The following is a 16876-nucleotide window of genomic DNA, read 5'->3' as shown; positions in this document are numbered from 1 at the left end:
AGACAAAGCATGCTTTGTCTCTACTCATACAATTAGTTTAAATCCTTCGCCGTGTACGTTAACGAGTTGAACCGCCGGGTCTTCCTTCAGGTATTTGCGGAGTTTCGTTACGTATACGTCCATGCTTCGGGCGTTGAAGTACGAATCATCACCCCAAACCATTTTCAGTGCAAAGCTACGACTGACGGGCTGATTGAGGTTCTGCGCGAGCAATTTTAATAATTCCGACTCTTTGCTTGTCAGTCTCTGCGACGAGCCATTATGGATCAAAAGCTGATGCTGATAATCGAAAGCCAGGTTGCCAATTTGATACGTAGTAGGTTCCGTAGCATCGGCCGACCGCTGGGATCGGCGGAGAATGGCCTGGATACGTAGTAGCAATTCTTCCATACTGAAGGGCTTCGTAATGTAATCATCGGCACCCACCTTAAATCCTTGAATGGTGTCTTCCTGCATCGATTTGGCGGTCAGGAAAATGATCGGTACGTCGCGGTCGCCCATACGGACCTCTTTCGCCAGGGTGAACCCGTCTTTTTTGGGCATCATTACGTCGAAGATGCACAAATCATAGGCTTTATTCATAAAATGCTGCAAGCCCTGATTCCCGTCGGTGGCGCGGTCGGTGGCATATCCCTTCATGGTCAGGTATTCCTGCACCAACTGCCCCAAATTCGGGTCGTCTTCAACTAAGAGAATAGTAGGCATAAGTGTAAAGAGCAAAAGAGTGAAAGACCGGGCCGCCGGAGCGGTGAAAGAGCGAAACCTGCCGGATGGCATTCGCTCTTTCATTCTTTCACTCTTTCGCTCATTTTATATGGTAAAATTACTTCGAACGAACTGCCTTTGCCGGGTTGACTTTCAACTAGAATCTGGCCATGATGCTCGTCAATCATCTTTTTAACGTAGCTAAGTCCCAGGCCAAATCCTTTTACATCATGACGATTGCCGGTCGGAACCCGGTAAAACTTCTCGAAAATACGGCTGGTCTGTTCTTTCGTCATTCCCAATCCTTGGTCAGCGACGGTTATACTGACACCTTCTGGTACGTTCCGGGTACTCAACGTAATATGTGGACTGTCGGGTGAGTATTTCAGCGCGTTATCCAATAAGTTGTACACGATGTTTGTCAGGTGTACTTCGTCGGCTTCGACCACTTCCTGATCGGCATCGAAATGCAGGTCAAGTTCGCCATCGCGCTGCTCTATCTGGAGACTCAGGTTATTGAGCACTTTTTCAATAACATCATGAACATTTACCGACGTGAGATTAAGCTTAATTTCACCCCGGTCGAGCAAAGCCATCTGCAATACTTTCTCTACGTGTGAGCCCAGCCGCCGGGTTTCATCACGAATGATGCCCATGTACCGACCCAGCCGATCTTTGGGCTGGTTATCGACTATGGCACGATCCATCGGTACGTCGGAGCGAAGTTGCTCCTGCGCCATTTCGACCGCCAGTGAGATGGTAGAAATCGGCGTTTTGAACTCGTGAGTCATGTTATTGATAAAATCATTCTTGATGTCGGCCAGTTTTTTCTGTCGCAGAATCGTATTAATGGCGATGTAAAAACAAGCCAGAATAACCAGAATAAGTATCGCCGATGCGGCAAATGTGAAGCCCAATCGACCCAGAATAAATTGCTGCTGCGTGGGGAAATAAACATAGACGTAATTACCCGTTTCCATGAGATTGTTCGGAAATAAGGCAGCTTTATAGCCACTGGAATTGACCTGCTGGGCGTCGATACCCATCGACGCAAATAAGAATTCAGGTTTCTTGTGCGTACGCACGGCATATGCGAACGGAATGCTGATGCCACGTTCGTCCAGCGTTTGCCGGAGCAACGTATCGAGTGCCAATCGATTAATCCGATCTTCAATCGGGCGATCGGACAGGAGCAGCCCTTTCAATACGTCCTTAACCCGATCTGCCTGTTCCTCACTCTTCGACCGGGCAGAGCTCGTCAGTTTGCTGGACGAATCCAGCTTACCGGCAGTCAGCGCGTTGGCCTGCCTGGCTCGCTGTTGTTGAGCAGCCAGACGTAGCTGTTTCTTCCGGACTTTTCGTAGCGAATCCTGACGGTGAGCTAACTGAGCTGCCTCATTGTTGATACGTGGCAGTTCGGTACTCATTACGTTCTCAAACCAGTTGTCAAACTGTTGTTGATGAATAAGTTGCGTTTGCCAGTCGCCAATGGCCATCAACTCGCCCTGTTGCCGCAAAAACTCAGCGACTATAGCCGCCTGTTCCGGCGACAGAGATAGGGGCCGTCCGGTTGGATGTAAGGCATCCGATTGAACTACCAGCGCACCACCATTCAACGGAATCGTCTGCCGGTAAACCAGCCCATCACCTGCCGATGGATTGTCTGTTTTTGATTGCGCTATTGATGGAGAAGTTGTGCTACGTTGTTTCCTGACTGGTTTGATTCCAATCTTATCTTCTTTTTTGGCAATGGCCATCAGCTGGCTTTTGTGTTCGCGGGCCTGAATACGTTGTTTGGTCAGAAAAACGATTTCCTGACGTTCCAGCGTACGGACAACCTCCTGAAGCGCATCCGTGACTTTATAGGCAAACTGTTCTTTCTGTAGCCGGATGGCACTACTAATCCAATAGACCTGCAAGCCAATCAGCCCCAGCAGCCCTATCGCCATAAGTGCCACAATCCAGAGTATGCGTTGTTTCGACATTTTTTACTCGCTCATGCAACGTTCGGTTTGTTTTTACATCTATAACAAACCGAACGTAGTGGTTAGTAAAAGTACGAATCGTGTTGGCGACTCATTGACTCATTAACAAACTTTAACAGCCCCGCTACCGGTCGGTTCAGCAACTTAATGTTCCTTCGTTTGCAATTCGTCTGTACTATGAAAAAAACAGTTTTTAGCGGGCTGCGGTTCGTACCAGCCCTACTTCTGGCCGTTACGTTGAGCGGAGTGGCCATTGCTCAGAAGAAAGCAGCACCTTCCACTAAATCGAAGGACGACAATTCTGAAGTTCATGTCAGAATCATCGAACGTAACGGCGACGATGTCCGTGAAATTGATCGGACGTACCAGTTAGAGGGAAAAAACGACTCGGATCGTGATAAAGTAGTTATGAAACTGGTCGATTCGTTGAAGGCAACCCGAAAAGGAAGCGGTCGTCGACAAATGACCATTATTGTCGATGAAGATGCTGACAATCAAATTGTAACGCGCGATGGATTCAAAATAGGTAAAAAACGCGCGCCAGGAGATGTCTATGTATATCGCGGAAGATCGCCCAAAAACAACCGGGAACTTTGGGATAATAACAACTGGCGTTATGAATTTCGGCAGGGTTTCGACTCGTTGACCGACCGGATGAATCGGTTCCGATATGAATTTCCAAAAGATTTTGACCAGAAACTGGTTCGTCCATTTGAAGAATGGTCCCGGAATTTTAATGGAAAACCCTCAACCATTCGTAGTCTGGACGCTTACCCAAACAACCCAGACCGCGATCAACTGAACGTACGGTTTACAGCGCCGGGAAAGGGTGACGTAACTATTATTGTCACAAACCCAAAAGGTAAAGAAATTGCGCGCCGGGAAATAAAAGATTTTTCGGGCGAATTCGTAGGACAAATAGATTTGGGCAGTAAATCGCAGGGAACGTTTTTTATTACGGTGACTCAGAATGAAGACGGCGCCGTAAAACGAATTGTTGTCGATTAATTTTGATTTAGGTTCCAGATTCTGAGCATTTGTTTACATTTGTGAGCCAGAATCTGGAACCTACACGTAATGATCTTCATACGTAGCAAAAAAAATTAAGAAATTTTAGTACTATGTATTGCAAGATACCAAATAAAACATATAACTTTGTGCTGTCATAAATACTAATGGACATGAAGACTATTGTTATCATCGGGATTTTGTTAGTAGGATTAAGCGGACAGGCTATGAGTATGGGGCACCCACATAATGTGTTTGCCGCTCGGAAACAGTTACGGTCTAAACCATGTGTATCGAATACTAAATCTAAGATACGGGCATCGGCCGAATGGAAACCTGCTGTGAAGACTGCCAAAGCTGCTATTAGTGAGCGATTGCTGACTGTGTTCACTCATCTCCGTCCGTTACGTTCTTATTAATTGAGCAAAAGCTTACTGATTCTGCTCATTTAATTAGACGTGGTAGCTGATTATTGATTGGCCTTTCCACAACTCGTCGACAAGGTTTTCTTTCTCTTCTCTAAATTACCTGTCTGCTGTGGCTGCACCACGGCATTATTTTTGCTCTTTTTCGGGTAATTTTTTTCCTATTTAGTACGTATCGTCGCTGTAAAAAACGACTTGATATTCAAGCACAAGTCTGATTAATAACGTATTGTCGAGTATGTTAGGCTTTACCTATTTGTGACTATTCAATTTTTAATTTTGCATTAATCCGGTGTCAAACACGATTAATCAATAATTTTTCGTTAAAAATTTAGACAATTCGATGATTAGCTATTGTTTTTGGCAGGCTTTACCTATTTTTATGGTTTAGCCAAAATACCACCGATAACAGATTGTACAATTTTACGTACTGAGTACCCATGCAGAACACCGTTGTACGACCCTTTTTACTTGTCGCACTCCTGTTCGTGAGTTTGCTGACGGCTTTCGGCTTAATGAAACCAGACCGCAAATTCTGGGTTCGCCTTGCCCATTCAGCGATCACGAAAGCGGCACCTAAAACCTCGGTTTCCCTTCCGACACGTGCTAAAATTGCTTCCTATAAGTTTGGTCCCGATGCTCGTCCTGTCGAAGTATTCACGCTACCTGACAGTGGTACGCATTGGGTAGATAGTGTTTTCCAGACACTGACGCCGGAGCAGAAAATTGGGCAGTTCTTTATGGTAGCTGCTTTCTCGAACCGCAGCGAAAACCATAATCAATACATCGATCATCTGATTCAATCCAATCATATCGGGGGTTTGATTTTCTTCCAGGGAGGCCCGTATCGGCAGGCAGTGCTGACCAATCGGTATCAGGCTCAGTCGAAAGTACCTTTGCTAATCGGTATCGATGGCGAATGGGGTCTTGGTATGCGACTGGATAGTGCCATGGATTTCCCGAAGCAAATGTCCCTCGGCGCCATTCAGGACAATGAACTGATTTACCGCATGGGCGCTGAGATTGGACGGCAGTGCCAGCGGCTGGGTATTCACATCAACTTTGCGCCCGTGTCGGATGTAAACAGCAATCCAGCAAATCCGGTGATTGGTGTTCGTTCATTTGGCCAATCGAGAGAGAACGTAGCGTTGAAAGCTTCCGCCTACATGCGCGGTTTGCAACAGACGCACGTAATTGCTACCGCGAAGCATTTTCCCGGCCACGGCGACACCAGCGCCGATTCGCATCATACGCTGCCAACGGTTAGTCGTTCTCCCGAAGATATGCGCGAAATCGACCTGTATCCGTTTCGCAAACTCATTGCCGATAGTCTGATGGGCATTGTTACGGGCCATCTGCACGTACCGGTTATGGATAATACGCCCGCGCTGGCTGCTACGTTGTCAGAGAAAATTGTTACCGAATTATTAAAAAAAGAGCTGGGATTCAGAGGTTTAGTCTTTACAGACGCGCTGAATATGGGAGGCATCAGCCGGTCGCCGAAAGCCATGGACGTAAACCTACGGGCGCTGATTGCTGGGAACGACATTTTGCTTTACCCGGAAAACGTTCGCGAAGCCACGCTGAATATTCTAAATGCCGTCCAGCAGGGTATCATTTCGCAGGAACTGATTGACGAGAAAGTTCGGAAAATTCTCCGGGCGAAATACTGGGCAGGTCTTAACCAGTACAAACCCATCAACCTCGCCGGCTTATCGACGGAGCTAAACTCGCCGGAAGCACAGCTTCTGAAACAGGAACTTTGCGAGCAGGCCGTTACCGTTACAGAAAATAAAAATAACCTTCTGCCGCTGAACCGTCTCGATACGTTGCGGATGGCATCGATAGCGATTGGAGCCGAGCCAGGTAATTTATTCCAGAAAGCACTGAATCAGTACGCTCCCTTCCAGACGCTGGCGATTGATAAACCCGTTTCGGAAGCAGATTTAACGACTATTCTGGCACAGGTTGGCGATGCAAATACCGTAGTGCTCAGCTTTCACAAAATGGTTGAGTCCGCAAACCGGAAATATGGCATCACCAAACCGTCGCTGGATCTGATTAACCGGCTAAAGATGCGTGGCACCAAAGTCATTGTTACCGCTTTCGGTTCACCTTATAGTCTACCTCAGTTTGTTGGAGCCGATGCCCTGGTTTGTGCCTATCAGGAACTCGACGCCATGCAGCGCGTAGTACCGCAAATTCTGTTTGGTGGTCTGGGAGCCCGTGGAAAACTGCCCGTTTCGATAGGTGGACTGGAACTGGGTACTGGTCTGGCGTTAAATCCAGAAGGGAGGCTCTCGCTGGGGTCACCGGAAAGCGTCGGGATGAAATCAGAAGTACTGACGCAGATTGACGCGATGGCGCAAGGGGCCGTCAAAAACCACGTAGTGCCCGGTTGCGAAATTTTAGTGGCACGTAAAGGAAAAGTCGTTTACAACAAAAATTTTGGTGCCCTTACCTACGCAGCCGGTGCTGAAAAGGTATCCGACGAAACGTTGTACGACCTGGCTTCGCTCACAAAAGTGCTTGCTACGTTACAGGCCGTGATGGTTCTGCACGACCGTAAGCTGATAGACCTCAGCCAGAAAGCCTCTTTATATTTGCCCGAATTACGTAACACCAATAAGCAAAACATTACGCTTCAGGATTTATTGTGGCATCAGTCGGGCATGGTATCGTACTACCCGACGTCCTGGGATCGCACTCGTTTACCAGGTGGCGGATTGAAGGCCGAATATTATTCAGCCACACACGATACGTTGCATACGCTTCAGATCGCACCGACGCTTTGGGGCGTACCAGCCCTCAGAGATTCGGTCTGGAAATGGGTGGTTCAATCGCCGATGTCGCGTAAAGTAGATGAAACCGGCAAACCCGCCTATGTATACAGCGATTTGAATTTCCTGACGTTACAGAAAATTGTAGAACGTATCAGCAAACAACCGCTCGATAAGTTCGTAACCGAGAACGTTTATAAACCATTAGGCTTACACCAGCTAGGTTTTACACCCCTGCAACGTCTGCAAAAGCCCATTTGTGCGCCCACCGAACAGGATACGTATTACCGTAATCAACTGTTGATCGGTACGGTTCATGATCAGATGGCGGCCGTGCAGGGCGGAATTTCGGGCCATGCGGGGCTATTCGGGAATGCGCGTGATATTGCTACATTGTTACAAATGAATTTACAGAAAGGCAGTTACGGAGATCAACGTATCCTGAATCCGATGACAGTTCCTTTCTTCACTCAAACGCTCAGCAATCGGAGCCATCGGGCATTAGGCTGGGACAAACCCAATCCGGAAAGTGCCAGCAGCGTTTATATGTCTCCTAAAGCCTCGGCCCGTTCGTTTGGCCACACAGGTTTTACTGGTAACGTAGTATGGGTTGATCCAGATGAAGAGTTGATTTTCGTGTTTTTGTCGAACCGTATATATCCCACGGCAGGGAATACTACAATTAACACTACCAAACTTCGCCGACGGATACATGAGGTGATTTATAACGCGGTGCAGCATTGATACGTATCCGAACTTTAAAATTTTTATCACATTAATGCCACTTCATATTGAAGTGGCATTTTTATTGCTAAGACAAGCTATTGACTATCATCCCTAATGAAAATCTATAATGAGCAACTGTGTAAATGCCTTTAAATCAGAAATCTATGACATTTCTGTTTTAAATAAACGACAAGTGGTTTTGATAAGAAAATCAGCAATATCACTAGCGATGTTGCCTTAAATGGCAATTAGTAAACCACATGATTTTGTTTACGAAGCATCGGTATCAATCATATCTGCTACGTAAGTATAAATGACTTAACTTTAATTAACACAATTGCTTTATCGCTTCTACTTTTATGAAAGGACGTAGCTTTTACCTCTCTGTAGTAATTCTGCTCTGGCTTTGTTGTCTGGCAGAACGTAGTGGTGCTCAAGCGCTTACCGGTGTCACGTTTTCGCCAACGTCTCTTTGCCCTGGTGGCGCTCTTACTGTGAACTTTACGGCAACCGGTACGTTTGGAACGGGTAACGTTTTCACAGCTCAATTATCTGATGCAACGGGTTTTATGCCTGTCAACCCTACTGTTATCGGTAGCGTTACCCGGACCACCAGTGGAACCATCAATGCCATCATCCCGAAAACGGCTGTGGCTGGAACGGGCTATCGTATTCGAATTGTATCGAGCACCGTAGCTAAAGCCTCTATTACCAGCGCTATTACTCTTGCGCTAACAACGCCAGTTCCTCCAACTGCGGCTACGCCCGCGCCCTATTGCCAGGGCGCATCGGCAGCACCATTAACGGCAACGGCTTTGGCCGGTGCTACGTTGCAATGGTATGGCCAGAATGCAACGGGAGGTACTGGCTCGAGTACGCCAACCGTGCCTGTAACCACCCAGGCCGGAACCGCAAATTACTACGTTAGTCAGATAGTAAACAGTTGCGAAAGTACGCGAAGAAGCATTACCGTAACCGTTAAGACAGCACCCGTCGGGCCGACCGTGACGCCCGTTCCAACGTATTGTTTAAGCCAGACGGCTACAGCATTATCCGCTACGCCCTCTGCGGGTGGTACGTTAAACTGGTACGGGACAGCCGCTACCGGCGGAACAGCGTCTAGTGTTGCGCCTAAACCATCGACCACGCAAGCTGGAACCACCAACTACTACGTTAGCCAAACGCTAAACGGGTGCGAAAGCGCACGGGTAGCCATTGCGGTAACTGTATCATCCGGGCCCAGCGCACCTGTCGTGAAGAATCCGACCCAGGCATGTTTGAACCAGACTCCGCCGAGCTTAACGGCGACAGCATCGTTGGGTGGTACGTTAAACTGGTATACAGCCGCAACCGGTGGCATTGCGTCAAGCGTTGCGCCTAAACCAACGACAAACAGCTTAGGATCAACCACGTATTACGTTAGCCAGTCGGTAAGTGGCTGCGAAAGCCCACGGGCTGCGCTCACTGTTACGGTGAGTTCTATTCCATTCATGCCCAACATCGCCATACCCAGTGCCTACTGCGAAGGAGCTACAGCACAAGCTTTATCGGCGGGCGGCCAGAATTTGTTGTGGTATGGAGTGAATAAAACGGGAGGCACTGGTTCACCAACTGCAACTATTCCCAGCACGGCCTCAACGGCTATCGGTACTACGTCTTACTACGTTACGCAAACCGTAAATGGCTGCGAAAGTGCACGAGCGACTATTCCTGTACAGGTGAAAGATACGCCCAATGCGCCTGTTACGTCGGCGCTTGATATCTGTCAGGGTGTAACGGTTCCAGCCCTTTCGATTTCCCTGGTCGCCAATGCCACTGCGAACTGGTATGGTACGTCGGCTACGGGTGGCACACCAACTACAGTTGCACCAAAGCCGTCCAGCACTACGCCGAGTAATGCGCTTTACTACGTTAGCCAGACCTTAAACGGCTGCGAAAGTCCTCGGGCAAGCCTGCGCGTACAGGTGAAAGCAACGCCTACGGCTCCAGGTGTTAGCCCGATCAGCTTATGCAACAATGCGACGGCTACGCCCTTGACGGCCAATGGCAAAAATTTGAAATGGTACGATTCGTTCGATAAACTTTTAGGAGGAACGCCAACCCCAAACACCAGTAATGTTGGTACGTTGACCTATAAAGTTTCGCAGGTATCTGACGATGGCTGCGAAGGGCCCAAAGCAAATCTTTCGGTTGTTGTTAACGCGCTGCCCGGTATGCCTACCGTAAAAAATGTTAGCTACTGCCAGGCGCAAACCGATCAGCCCGCCCAGAACATAGAAGTGCTTCAGGCTACTGGACAGAACCTGAAATGGTATAATCAGGCCGGTAATCAGCTTCCTGGCGCGCCGACGCCTTCTATCGACAAGTCAGGTGCACAGGTTTATCTGGTTAGCCAGACGGTCAATAACTGCGAAAGCCCCAGAGCTACGTTGCAGGTAAATGTGGGCGCTATTGCGGCTCCTACAGTAGCCAAGACGCTGCTGGTTTATTGCATCGACGAAAAAGTAGGACCGCTTGAAGCAGCGGGCGAGCCGGGGAGTACATTACAATGGATTGACCCCTACGGACGTTTTCGATCGGACACGCCCATTCCGTCGACTCAAAATACCAATGTTAACCCAGACGGCGACATTTTCTACGTCTACCAGATTAGTTCGGGAGGCTGTTATAGCCCGCGAGCTGCCATCCGGGTCATTGTAAACGCTCCGCCAACATTAGCACTACGTTCCCAGAATGCGACGGTGAATTTGGGTGAAAAGGCCACGTTAGAGCTGAAGTTTACGGGTTCAGGACCATACAGCTACAGCATTTCCGAAGGCTACACAGGCACCTGCCGCCGGGCTGATACAACCATTGCAGTTGTGCCGCGTGGTAATACTACGTATCAGGTAGCGGGCGTTTCCAACGGTTGCGGACTGGGATTACCCGGCAATCCGGCTACAGCATCGGTTACGGTTCGCGTACCCACCGTTTCGACCAATACGCTGGCAACTACTACGTTATGCGCTGGTACGTCGATTGATGTTCCGTTTACAACTACGGGTCAATTCACGCAGGACAACCGATTTAAAATTGAACTGGCCAGTACGGCCGATACGTCGAAAAAATACAGCGTGGCGGCCACCGCACTACGTTCACCTGTTTCAGGAGCATTGCCCGATACGATACCAAGTGGTCAGTACTACGTTCGGGTGATAGCGTTGAATTCAGGAGTCAGTGTTCCGGGAACCGATAGCCCAACGCCATTGACTATCCGGTCAAAACCAACCGCCAGTTTATCAGGTACGTTGGTAGCGCAGGAAGGCATGCCTGTGAATCTGACCTTTACATTCGGCGGTGATGGTCCCTGGACATTTACGTTTGCTGACAGTCTTCAGAGCTATTCAGGAACGGCGACAACGAGCCCTTATCTAGCAGAAGTCCGACCGAATAAAAATACAGTATATCGGCTGACTAGCGTATCAAATAATTGTGGCACCGGCGTTGCTTCGGGTACAGCTACTGTCGCCGTTTTTTCGGTGTTAGGAACGGGCGACAGCTCGCTTGACCAACAGGTAAAAATATACCCCATGCCTGTTACGACGACTTTCACAGTAGAACTAAATTTGCAGTTGATATTCAACCCTGCCGTTATTACGTTGTCAGATTCAAGGGGTAGGCCGTTGCAGGAACGAGTAACCCGGCTCCACTATAACGATTTTGACCTAACCGGCCAGCCCAATGGCATTTATCTGGTCCGCGTTCAGGTGGGTGATCGGCAGGTGATTCGAAAAATACTGAAGCAGTAAAGCTGAGACACAGAGATACACAAAGACGACACGGAGATGTACAGAGGATTATTCTTTGTGCATCTCCGTGTCGTCTTTGTGTATCTCTGTGTCTCAGCCATATCTTTGACAAAATTTATTCCACATGCCCGACGAGTATTTTATGGATATTGCGCTCAGCTTGGCCGAAGAAGCAGCGGAGAAAGGCGAAATTCCCGTAGGCGCGGTCGTCGTATGTCGGAATCGGATTATTGCCAAAGCCAGTAATCAGACAGAGCAACTTAACGACGTAACGGCCCACGCTGAAATGCTGGCGATTACTGCCGCTACGCAATATCTGGGTGGTAAATACCTGAGCGATTGTACGCTCTACGTAACACTGGAGCCCTGTGTAATGTGTGCCGGAGCCTTGTTCTGGGCGCAACTGAGTCGATTAGTGATTGGTGCCGAAGACCCGAAACGTGGCTACAGCCGGATTAGCGCTACGTTGCTGCATCCAAAAACCAGGGTCGAGACGGGCGTACTAGCTACCGAAAGTCAGGCGTTGCTGACGAAGTTTTTTTCCCGCTTAAGAACATAATTTAAGATAGGCTTGTTAACACAACCGAATATCTTCCATTCTAACTAAACAAGTAAAATGGCTTTTGTATTAGACCCGCTTCCCTACCCTAGTGATTCGCTCGAACCGAATATCGACAAACAGACGATGGAAATTCACCACGGCAAGCACCACAATGCTTACGTGACGAACCTGAACAATGCCATCGCTGGTACCGATTTGGAAAATAAAACCATCGAAGACTTGCTGGCAGGCGTAAGTAGCGCGCCCATTGCCGTTCGTAATAACGGAGGAGGGCATTATAACCACACACTATTCTGGAATACGATTTCGGGATCGGGTGGAGGTCAGCCGACTGGCGAACTGGCGGAAGCTATTAATAAAAAATTTGGGTCGTTCGATGCTTTCAAAGAAGAGTTTACGAAAGCGGCTACTACCCGATTTGGCTCAGGTTGGGCCTGGTTAATTGTAACTCCCGAAGGCGAACTGGCTGTTACGTCGTCGCCGAATCAGGACAATCCGTTGATGGATATTGCCGAAGTGAAAGGTTTTCCTGTAATCGGCCTTGACGTTTGGGAACACGCCTATTACCTCAAATATCAGAACCGCCGGCCCGATTATATTGCAGCCTACTTTAATGTAGTAGACTGGAACGCAGCTGAACAACGCTATCAGCAGGGCAAACAAGCTTGATTCAATTAACAATGGGTAATATATGATGAAGAATGTCGGTGCTTATGGCAATTATTCATTGTACATTACCCATTATTCATTATTTTTGCAAACTCAAAACGGTGATTGTAGCTCAGTCGGTTAGAGCGTCGGATTGTGGTTCCGAAGGTCGCGGGTTCGAGCCCCGTCTTTCACCCTGTGAAGCCCTGACATTGTCAGGGCTTTTTTTGTTTACTACGTAGTTCTATCGTCTGCCTATTGTCGAGCCAATCAATTCATAAAAAACAGCCTTTTGTTTATTTTTTTAACAATAAAAATTAAACAAAACAGGATAAATTCAGTTTTTTGAGTAAATTATTCCTAGACATTCTACCTGACCGTATCGCTGTTTTTGTTAAAAAATGACCTGCTTTTCTCTGTTGGAGCATAAGCAAATTGTTTTATTATTACTGAATCGGTTGTGAACGAAGCCAATACGTGCTATGAGTAAGTATTCTATAAAAGATTTGGAGCAGCTTTCAGGTATTAAAGCCCATACACTACGCATCTGGGAGCAACGCTACACAATTATTTCTCCTCAACGGACTGATACTAATATTCGCACTTACGATGACCAGGATTTAAAACTAGTATTGAATATATCGATGCTGAAAGATCATGGTTACAAAATTTCGGAGATAGCCAAACTGTCGATCGAGGACATGAATCGGGAAGTGTCCAGAATTTCTGAGAAACAATTGAATTATCCTGATCAGATTCAAGCGCTTACACTGGCCATGGTTGATCTGGACGAAGCCAGATTCAATAAAATCATTAGTACCAATATTCAGCGGTCAGGTTTTGAGAATACGATGATTCGTATTATTTATCCGTTCCTAAGCCGCCTTGGTACACTTTGGGTAACGGGTTCTATCGGACCAGCGCAGGAGCATTTTATTACCAATCTGATTCGCCAAAAAATTATCGTTGCCATCGATATGCTGGCTGAAAATGAAGAACAGTCGGGCAAAACATATCTCTTGTTTTTACCAGAAGGCGAATTTCACGAAATCAACCTGTTGTTCGCCCACTACGTTATTGCCACTCGTGGGAACAAAGTTGTCTATCTGGGGCAGAATCTTCCATTTAATGAATTACTATTTGCCGGTAAACGACATAAGCCAGACTATATTTTTACGGTTGTTACGTCAACGCCTGCCAATCATGAAGTTCAGCCGTTTGTGAATCAGCTTGCCGACGCATTCTCTGATGCAACGATTTTAATGACTGGTTTTCAAGTTGTTGGCCAGGACATTAATACACCCGAAAACACCCGGATTATCAATCAGATTGACGAACTAATACGTATTGCTGGAACGTAGTAGGTTCTACAACGTAGCGGCTTACTACGTTCCAGCAATACGTATTAGCTTCATGCAATAGGTAACAATTCAAAACACAATTTTTCTGGGTCGTCGCTTTCAAAGGAATAAAATCCATTTTTAGTCAGCGCCTTAATTGATGCTTCATTGGAAGGCAGCGTGTGCGCAATAATCCGTCGTATCTCTGGCTGTTTCCAGGCATGAGCAGTTAACGTACTGACAATTTCGGTAGCAATCCCCTGCCGACGCCATTCTTTGGAAACCGAATAACCGATTTCGACGGTACCATCAGAACTGGGTGGGCCAAAATAACCAGCGCCAGCTACCAAAGTTGCTGGAGACGTAGCAGTCGGATACGTAATGACGTACCAGTTATACCAGCCAATAACTTCTTCCTGGCCGCTGATCAGTTGATCTATAAAGAATCTCATAGCGCCTTCATCGTACTCACCCGGTGGCCAGTCAGACGTAATTGCTACGTTCAGAAGTTGTGCAAATCGCGCTCGATCCGTTAATTCAAGATTTAATAATGTAGGCGTACCGGCAACAAAAAGTAATCGATTGGAATAAAGGAAAGCAGCGTTCATTGGTAGTTGAGGCAGTTATATGTGCTCCCGTACAAAGGACAGCGCACGTCGTTCGGAGTACGTATGTTCGTCGCGGGAAACCTGAAATCCTACGTGTCCGCCTGTTCGGGGTGTTTCCAGAAAAATAGATTTATGCGTCTCCGCCAGCCATGCGGGTGAACATTCGGTCGATAGTAACGGATCATTCTGGGCGTTCAGCAACAAGGCAGGCACAGCAATACCCGACATGTAATTGACGGCAGACGCCTGTGCGTAAAAATCATCGGCATCCCGGTAGTTATTAATGGGCGCGGAGAAAAACTCATCGAAATCACGCCACTTTTTTACGTATCGCATTTTGTCGAGATCCAGACGCCCCGGAAAACGACTGTCTTTCTGACGTAGTTTGCCAATTAGCTTTTTCATAAATCGCTGCCGATAAAAGCGATTAGACGCCCGATCAAGCAAACCCGCACTGGAACCCAAATCAGTAGGTGACGAAATCGCTACGCCCCTTTTCACTACGTCGGGAAGCTCTTTTCCGTGAACACCCAGGTATTTCAGGGTAATATTACCACCCATGCTGTAGCCGACCAGCACGATTTCCTGATAGGGTTTTGTTTTCAGCGCATGGCCAATGACCTCGCCTAAATCGCCAATTTCGCCGTGATTATACAGCCGGAAGGCGCGATTCATTTCGCCACTGCACGAGCGGCAATTCCAGGCTAGTACGTCGTAATTATGTTGGGCAAAGAGCTTGGCAGTTCCCTGAATGTATTGACGATGGCTATCCCCTTCCAGACCATGCGTTAACACAACAAGCCGACGCTGGCCTTTATCAATCCAGTCTGCATCGACGAAATCACCGTCGCTGAGCGTCAAACGTTCACGCTCATACGTAACACCTTGTACTCGGCGCGTGAGACTAGGGACAATGGTTTGAAGATGACCATTGTACTGATAAGCCGGTGGCCCGGCATACGAAGATTGAATTAGCGGCATATACCGTGAACAACGGATAGTTTTGTATCGTTGTTCCAGCATACGTTCAGAACCATGCCAATCGCCAAATACCTCTCCGTAATCATTGCAAGTACTCTCAAATTTGTGGGTGGGCCACTGTCAGGTGTCGCGCTGGGATTATCTTGGCTCGAAACGGCCATTTTCACGACGATAGGCATGATGGTCAGCGTGGTGGTTGTTATCTACGCTGGCGCTGCACTGCAACTGCTCATTCAGCGGTATCGCTCTACTCCTCCCAAACGATTTACGAAACGAACCCGATTAGCTATAAAAATTTGGAAACGAGCAGGGTTGGCCGGTATCGCTTTCCTGACTCCTTTATTACTGACACCCATCGGCGGCACAATTCTCGCCATCTCATTCCGGGTGAAACCAGGGCAGATAATGCTGTATATGTTAGTCAGCGCTGTATTTTGGGCAGTTGTTCAGTCAATAGTCTTCTATCAGATTCCTGGTCTGAAGGGTGTATTTGGCTGAGTAAGGCTGACCGTCCACCTTACTCAACTAGCAACCTTGCTCACAGGAGCAACCGGTTTCTTGTTGAAATCCCCTCTTGAGAAGTATTTTTCAATGAGGCAATACATCAGAATGAAGAAATACCGGGTGCCCATCTCCTTGATCTTGAGCTTCGATTCGCCGTATTTTCGATTCGTCCAGCTATTCGGGACAATGGCGTAGCTATAGCCTCGTACAATCGTCTTTAGGGGCAACTCGATAGTAAGATTAAAGTGGGGCGACAGAAATGGCTTCAGGCCCTCCATTGTTTCGCGTTTGTACAGTTTGAAGGCATTGGTTGTATCGTTGTACTTGATACCCATTACCATCTTCACAATGAAATTAGCAATGCGATTGATGAATTTTTTCAGCGCCGGATAGTCGATTACTTTGCCATCTTTCCCCCAACGCGAACCAAACACGGCGTCGACACCGGTTTCCTGCATCTTGTTGTAGAAACGTACTAAATCCTCGGGATCGTCAGACATATCGGCCATAAAAACCGCTACGCAATCGCCGGAGAATCGCTCTAGGCCGTAGCGTACAGCATATCCAAACCCGTTCGGGCCCGGATTGGTGTAATAAACCAAAGTCGGAATTTCGGTAGCCGCCAGTTTTTCGAGCATTTGCAACGTACCATCCTTCGAATTATCGTTGGTGACGCATATCTCGTGCGGAATACCATGTTTCGCCAATGTCTGATAGAGCGCTCGCAACGTTGGCGGCAACGATTCCTCCTCGTTATAGGCGGGTATGACAACGCTTAATTTCATCATGATACAATAAGCGAATAAATCTCGTTGA

General features: G+C 47.6%; 13 protein-coding genes and 1 tRNA gene. 9 read left to right on the top strand and 5 right to left on the bottom strand.

What is annotated here, in order from left to right:
* Positions 1-24: 24 nt before the first annotated feature.
* Both IC229_RS05410 and IC229_RS05405 read right to left on the bottom strand, forming a co-directional pair.
* A complete protein-coding gene (locus IC229_RS05410; RefSeq protein WP_190885918.1) occupies positions 25-705 on the bottom strand; it encodes a response regulator transcription factor in 681 nt (226 codons plus the stop codon).
* A gap of 80 nt (positions 706-785) precedes the next feature.
* Positions 786-2690 (bottom strand): sensor histidine kinase, encoded by a 1905-nt coding sequence (locus tag IC229_RS05405; RefSeq protein WP_190885917.1) that lies wholly within the window; start codon positions 2688-2690, stop codon positions 786-788.
* A gap of 177 nt (positions 2691-2867) precedes the next feature.
* Here IC229_RS05405 and IC229_RS05400 point away from each other — a divergent pair, with 177 nt between their 5' ends.
* The 8 genes from IC229_RS05400 (at position 2868) to IC229_RS05365 (ending at position 13988) form a co-directional block, all read left to right on the top strand.
* Positions 2868-3698: a T9SS type A sorting domain-containing protein gene (locus tag IC229_RS05400; protein ID WP_190885916.1), complete on the top strand. Its 831-nt coding sequence runs from the start codon at positions 2868-2870 to the stop codon at positions 3696-3698.
* A gap of 173 nt (positions 3699-3871) precedes the next feature.
* Positions 3872-4117, top strand: a complete 246-nt coding sequence (locus tag IC229_RS05395; protein WP_190885915.1) for a hypothetical protein — start codon at positions 3872-3874, stop codon at positions 4115-4117.
* A 446-nt stretch (positions 4118-4563) separates the two neighbouring features.
* Positions 4564-7647, top strand: coding sequence for a glycoside hydrolase family 3 N-terminal domain-containing protein (locus IC229_RS05390; RefSeq protein WP_190885914.1), 3084 nt, complete (start codon positions 4564-4566; stop codon positions 7645-7647).
* Between the two features lie 341 nt (positions 7648-7988).
* Positions 7989-11417 (top strand): Ig-like domain-containing protein, encoded by a 3429-nt coding sequence (locus tag IC229_RS05385; RefSeq protein WP_190885913.1) that lies wholly within the window; start codon positions 7989-7991, stop codon positions 11415-11417.
* A gap of 124 nt (positions 11418-11541) precedes the next feature.
* Entirely contained in the window at positions 11542-11976 is a 435-nt protein-coding gene (locus IC229_RS05380; RefSeq protein WP_190885912.1) for a nucleoside deaminase, read from the top strand.
* A gap of 57 nt (positions 11977-12033) precedes the next feature.
* Positions 12034-12648, top strand: coding sequence for a superoxide dismutase (locus IC229_RS05375; RefSeq protein WP_190885911.1), 615 nt, complete (start codon positions 12034-12036; stop codon positions 12646-12648).
* Between the two features lie 100 nt (positions 12649-12748).
* Positions 12749-12824 (top strand) — tRNA-His (locus IC229_RS05370).
* A gap of 285 nt (positions 12825-13109) precedes the next feature.
* On the top strand, positions 13110-13988 hold the full coding sequence (locus IC229_RS05365; protein WP_190885910.1) for a MerR family transcriptional regulator: 879 nt from the start codon (positions 13110-13112) through the stop codon (positions 13986-13988).
* 50 nt (positions 13989-14038) lie between these two features.
* Here IC229_RS05365 and IC229_RS05360 read toward each other — a convergent pair whose 3' ends face one another.
* A complete protein-coding gene (locus tag IC229_RS05360; protein WP_190885909.1) occupies positions 14039-14575 on the bottom strand; it encodes a GNAT family N-acetyltransferase in 537 nt (178 codons plus the stop codon).
* 15 nt (positions 14576-14590) lie between these two features.
* Positions 14591-15556: a YheT family hydrolase gene (locus tag IC229_RS05355; RefSeq protein ID WP_190885908.1), complete on the bottom strand. Its 966-nt coding sequence runs from the start codon at positions 15554-15556 to the stop codon at positions 14591-14593.
* A 54-nt stretch (positions 15557-15610) separates the two neighbouring features.
* Here IC229_RS05355 and IC229_RS05350 point away from each other — a divergent pair, with 54 nt between their 5' ends.
* The gene (locus tag IC229_RS05350; protein WP_190885907.1) at positions 15611-16054 is read left to right on the top strand and encodes a hypothetical protein; all 444 of its coding nucleotides are present in this window, start codon (positions 15611-15613) and stop codon (positions 16052-16054) included.
* A gap of 23 nt (positions 16055-16077) precedes the next feature.
* On the opposite strand, the gene IC229_RS05345 is transcribed toward IC229_RS05350, so the two are convergent.
* On the bottom strand, positions 16078-16845 hold the full coding sequence (locus IC229_RS05345) for a glycosyltransferase family 2 protein (protein WP_190886106.1): 768 nt from the start codon (positions 16843-16845) through the stop codon (positions 16078-16080).
* Positions 16846-16876: the final 31 nt, after the last annotated feature.

This window comes from Spirosoma profusum (assembly GCF_014699005.1).
Classification (GTDB): Bacteria; Bacteroidota; Bacteroidia; order Cytophagales; family Spirosomataceae; genus Spirosoma; species Spirosoma profusum.
The sequence above is the reverse complement of the archived record's forward strand: the minus strand, read 5'-3'. Positions and strand labels throughout refer to the sequence as shown.

Bases quoted from the DNA above. Each gene is read 5' to 3' on its own strand.
- IC229_RS05355 (WP_190885908.1), bottom strand. From the start codon at position 15,556: ATGCCGCTAATTCAATCTTCGTATGCCGGGCCACCGGCTTATCAGTAC.
- IC229_RS05400 (WP_190885916.1), top strand. From the start codon at position 2,868: ATGAAAAAAACAGTTTTTAGCGGGCTGCGGTTCGTACCAGCCCTACTT.
- IC229_RS05350 (WP_190885907.1), top strand. From the start codon at position 15,611: ATGCCAATCGCCAAATACCTCTCCGTAATCATTGCAAGTACTCTCAAA.
- IC229_RS05375 (WP_190885911.1), top strand. From the start codon at position 12,034: ATGGCTTTTGTATTAGACCCGCTTCCCTACCCTAGTGATTCGCTCGAA.
- IC229_RS05410 (WP_190885918.1), bottom strand. From the start codon at position 705: ATGCCTACTATTCTCTTAGTTGAAGACGACCCGAATTTGGGGCAGTTG.
- IC229_RS05380 (WP_190885912.1), top strand. From the start codon at position 11,542: ATGCCCGACGAGTATTTTATGGATATTGCGCTCAGCTTGGCCGAAGAA.
- IC229_RS05385 (WP_190885913.1), top strand. From the start codon at position 7,989: ATGAAAGGACGTAGCTTTTACCTCTCTGTAGTAATTCTGCTCTGGCTT.
- IC229_RS05345 (WP_190886106.1), bottom strand. From the start codon at position 16,845: ATGAAATTAAGCGTTGTCATACCCGCCTATAACGAGGAGGAATCGTTG.
- IC229_RS05395 (WP_190885915.1), top strand. From the start codon at position 3,872: ATGAAGACTATTGTTATCATCGGGATTTTGTTAGTAGGATTAAGCGGA.
- IC229_RS05405 (WP_190885917.1), bottom strand. From the start codon at position 2,690: ATGTCGAAACAACGCATACTCTGGATTGTGGCACTTATGGCGATAGGG.
- IC229_RS05390 (WP_190885914.1), top strand. From the start codon at position 4,564: ATGCAGAACACCGTTGTACGACCCTTTTTACTTGTCGCACTCCTGTTC.
- IC229_RS05360 (WP_190885909.1), bottom strand. From the start codon at position 14,575: ATGAACGCTGCTTTCCTTTATTCCAATCGATTACTTTTTGTTGCCGGT.
- IC229_RS05365 (WP_190885910.1), top strand. From the start codon at position 13,110: ATGAGTAAGTATTCTATAAAAGATTTGGAGCAGCTTTCAGGTATTAAA.